Raw genomic sequence first — 2,963 nt, forward strand, 5'->3', positions numbered from 1 at the left:
CGCTCCGACCGCCCGACCGCGCCGCCCTGGTGTCCGCCGCCGCTGGGCGAGGCCGAGGCGGTCGGCCCCGGCCTGGTCGGCGTCCCGGCCTGGCCGACCGGCACCGTGCGGTGCTTCTCGTCCGCGCCCGGCCCGACCGACATGCACCCGGTCAGCCCCAGCCCGGCCACCGCCAGGGCCGCCACCGCCCGGACCACTCCGGTCCGCACCGGTCCTCCTCGGTCCACCGCCGTCTCCCGCTCCGCCACCGCACGCATCGCACGCATCGCCGCCACCGAGCTCCCTCTCCCGCCCCGCCCGGGCCGCCCACCACGCGCGCACGGCCACCCTTGCGGGTGCCCAACGCGCGCCCCCGGCGCACGGACACGGGTGGACGCACCGGGAGCACTCGAACGAGCGCCGGGCGGGCCCCGTTCGCCCGGGGGTTCGACCGCTCGGGCGTTCGACGGCGGACCGGCGGACGGGGCCGGGGCGGGGGCACAGGGCCGGATCAGCCCCAGAGGGCCCCGGCCAGCCCGGAGCCCGCGTACACCGCCGCCAGGCCCGCCGCGACGCTGCCCAGGACGTTCGCCAGGGCGTACCGCCCCGCCCCGCCCTCGACCAGCCGCAGCGTCTCGTACGAGAACGTCGAGTACGTGGTCAGCGCGCCGCACAACCCCGTCCCCAGCAGCAGTTGGACCTGCGAGGAGGCGGCACCGGCCGCCACCGCCCCGGCCACCAGCCCGAGGACCAGGCAGCCGACCACGTTCACGGCGAAGGTCCCCCAGGGGAAGACCGAATCGTGCCGGGACTGCACGGCCCGGTCGGTCAGGTACCGCAGCGGCGCGCCGACCGTCGCGCCGAGCACCACCAGCAGCCAGTTCACGCCGCGCCCTCCCCCGGGCCGGGCCCGTCGGCGACGGGCCCGCCGGCGCCGTCGGGCCCCGCGTACCGGAGCACCTCGCACCGCTCCAGGGTCACCAGCCCCGCCGGCCGCAGCCCTTCCAGCTCGGGCAGGAAGGCCCGCACCCGCTCCTCGGTGTCCACGATCACCACCGCCACCGGCAGGTCCTCGCTCAGCGACAGCAGCCGCGCCGTGTGCACCAGCGAGGACGCGCCGAAACCCTCGATCCCCCGGAACACGCTCGCCCCGGCCAGCCCGGCGGCCCGCGCCCGGTGCACGATCTCGCTGTACAGCGGGCGGTGGTGCCGACGGTCGTTCTCGCCGACCAGCACGGTCAGCCGCAGCGCCGGACCGCCCAGCCGGGCGCCCTCCCCAGGCGCCCCAGCAGCCCCGGGCGCTCCGGCGGCAGCCCCGGCCGTCACGCCCGCACCCCGGTCCGCCGCAGCAGCCCGCGCGTCACCGCGGCGGCCGCCCAGACCGCAGCCAGCGCTGCCAGCAGCGTCAGCGCCAGGTACCCCGCGGCCGGGCCGGGCCGCCCCTCCGCCACCAGCCGGCGGAAGTCCACCGCGTACGTCGAGAAGGTCGTGAACCCGCCCAGCACACCGGTCCCGAAGAACGGCCGGAGCAGCGGGTGGGCCGGACGCCCCTCGGTGATCACCACCAGGAAGACCCCGATCACGGCGCACCCCACCACGTTCACCAGCAGGGTCGTCCACGGGAAGGCCGACGGGCCGGTCGGCCACAGCAGCCCCGCCCCGTACCTGGCCACCGCCCCCAGGGCCCCGCCGGCCGCGACCACCGCCACCGCCGGCCCCTGCCCGCGGAGCACCGGCGGGCGTCGCCGCGCCGCCGGGCCGGGCGCGGCACCGTCCGCCACCAAGTCCTCCGAAGTCGCCACGGCCCCATCAAACACCGGCGAAGAGCGGCGCAGACCGCCTGGCACACCGTCACCGCAGACCCGACAATGATCCGGTGGAGATGACCCCGGAAGAGTTCGAGGTACTGGTCGCGGACGCGCTCGACCTGATCCCGCCGAAGCTCGCCGCGATGATGGACAACGTCGCCGTCTTCGTCGAGGACGAGCCCGACCCGGCCGACCCGGAACTCCTCGGCCTCTACGAGGGCACCCCGCTCACCGAGCGCGGCGAGTGGTACGCGGGCGTCCTCCCCGACCGGATCACCGTCTACCGGGGTCCGACCCTGCGCCTGTGCGAGGACCGCGAGCAGGTCGTCGAGGAGGTCCGCACCACGGTGATCCACGAGGTCGCCCACCACTTCGGCTTCGACGACCACGAGCTCGACGAGCTCGGCTGGTCCTGAAGCCCCACCCCCGGAGCCCGCCCCGCCGGCCCGCCCGGACGACCCGCCCGCCCACCTGGCCGAAACCCGTTTTGGCGATCGGCCCGACATCCCATATGCTTCTCGACGTCCCCGAACGCCGGAAACGGCGGGACAGGCCGCAAGCCCTCATCGTCTAGTGGCCCAGGACGCCGCCCTTTCAAGGCGGTAGCACGGGTTCGAATCCCGTTGGGGGCACGCAGTACCGTAGTACAGTGCAGTGAAGCAAGACCCAGTAAGACCTGGGTGGTTCGCCACCTTTAGGTCCCGTGGAGCAGTTGGTTAGCTCGCCACCCTGTCAAGGTGGAGGTCGCGGGTTCAAGTCCCGTCGGGATCGCTCGTCTCGCAAGAGACGGTGCAGTACGGCCAGGTAGCTCAGTTGGTACGAGCGTCCGCCTGAAAAGCGGAAGGTCGCCGGTTCGACCCCGGCCCTGGCCACCAACAGAAGGCCCCCGCAGCGAATTCGCTGCGGGGGCCTTTTCGTGTCGTTCGATTCGTTCGATTCGTTCGACACCGACGGGCACAACCGACGGACACAACGGACGGCCGGCCCCTCACGCCGCTGCCAACGGGCCCTGAGGCCGCAGGCCGATGCCCGTGGAAAACCGAAAGGCCCGTACCGCGCATGCGCGGTACGGGCCGGGGCCGAGCGGCAGAGCCGGTCAGCGGGAAGTACTAGAGCGGGCGAATGTTCTCCGCCTGCGGGCCCTTCTGGCCCTGCGTGACGTCGAACTCGACCTTC

Annotated in this window: 4 protein-coding genes, 3 tRNA genes and 1 pseudogene; 4 read left to right on the forward strand and 4 right to left on the reverse strand. The window is 74.4% G+C overall.

Annotated features, from left to right (window positions below; translation table 11 throughout):
• The 4 genes and pseudogenes from VR45_RS18950 to crcB (VR45_RS18965) form a co-directional block, all read right to left on the reverse strand.
• Window positions 1–266, reverse strand: a pseudogene (locus tag VR45_RS18950) (hypothetical protein); the annotation flags it as partial.
• A gap of 224 nt (window positions 267–490) precedes the next feature.
• The gene (crcB, locus tag VR45_RS18955; RefSeq protein ID WP_045940982.1) at window positions 491–865 is read right to left on the reverse strand and encodes a fluoride efflux transporter CrcB; all 375 of its coding nucleotides are present in this window, start codon (window positions 863–865) and stop codon (window positions 491–493) included.
• Window positions 862–1,242, reverse strand: coding sequence for a DUF190 domain-containing protein (locus tag VR45_RS18960; RefSeq protein WP_199925967.1), 381 nt, complete (start codon window positions 1,240–1,242; stop codon window positions 862–864). The genes crcB (VR45_RS18955) and VR45_RS18960 overlap by 4 nt, the downstream gene beginning before the upstream one ends.
• A gap of 59 nt (window positions 1,243–1,301) precedes the next feature.
• The gene (crcB, locus tag VR45_RS18965) at window positions 1,302–1,712 is read right to left on the reverse strand and encodes a fluoride efflux transporter CrcB (protein ID WP_234326042.1); all 411 of its coding nucleotides are present in this window, start codon (window positions 1,710–1,712) and stop codon (window positions 1,302–1,304) included.
• Between the two features lie 149 nt (window positions 1,713–1,861).
• On the opposite strand from crcB (VR45_RS18965), the gene VR45_RS18970 reads away from it, so the two are divergent.
• The 4 genes from VR45_RS18970 (at window position 1,862) to VR45_RS18985 (ending at window position 2,662) form a co-directional block, all read left to right on the forward strand.
• On the forward strand, window positions 1,862–2,203 hold the full coding sequence (locus VR45_RS18970) for a metallopeptidase family protein (protein ID WP_045940985.1): 342 nt from the start codon (window positions 1,862–1,864) through the stop codon (window positions 2,201–2,203).
• Window positions 2,204–2,346: 143 nt separating this feature from the next.
• A tRNA-Glu gene (locus tag VR45_RS18975) sits at window positions 2,347–2,419 on the forward strand.
• 65 nt (window positions 2,420–2,484) lie between these two features.
• Window positions 2,485–2,558 (forward strand) — tRNA-Asp (locus VR45_RS18980).
• Between the two features lie 27 nt (window positions 2,559–2,585).
• Window positions 2,586–2,662, forward strand: a tRNA-Phe gene (locus tag VR45_RS18985).
• Window positions 2,663–2,963: the final 301 nt, after the last annotated feature.

The sequence above is a fragment of the Streptomyces sp. NRRL S-495 genome (assembly GCF_000966955.1).
Classification (GTDB): domain Bacteria; phylum Actinomycetota; class Actinomycetes; order Streptomycetales; family Streptomycetaceae; genus Kitasatospora; species Kitasatospora purpeofusca.

Excerpts from the sequence above, each read along its gene's own strand:
- VR45_RS18970 (WP_045940985.1), top strand. The coding sequence starts at position 1,862 with ATGACCCCGGAAGAGTTCGAGGTACTGGTCGCGGACGCGCTCGACCTG.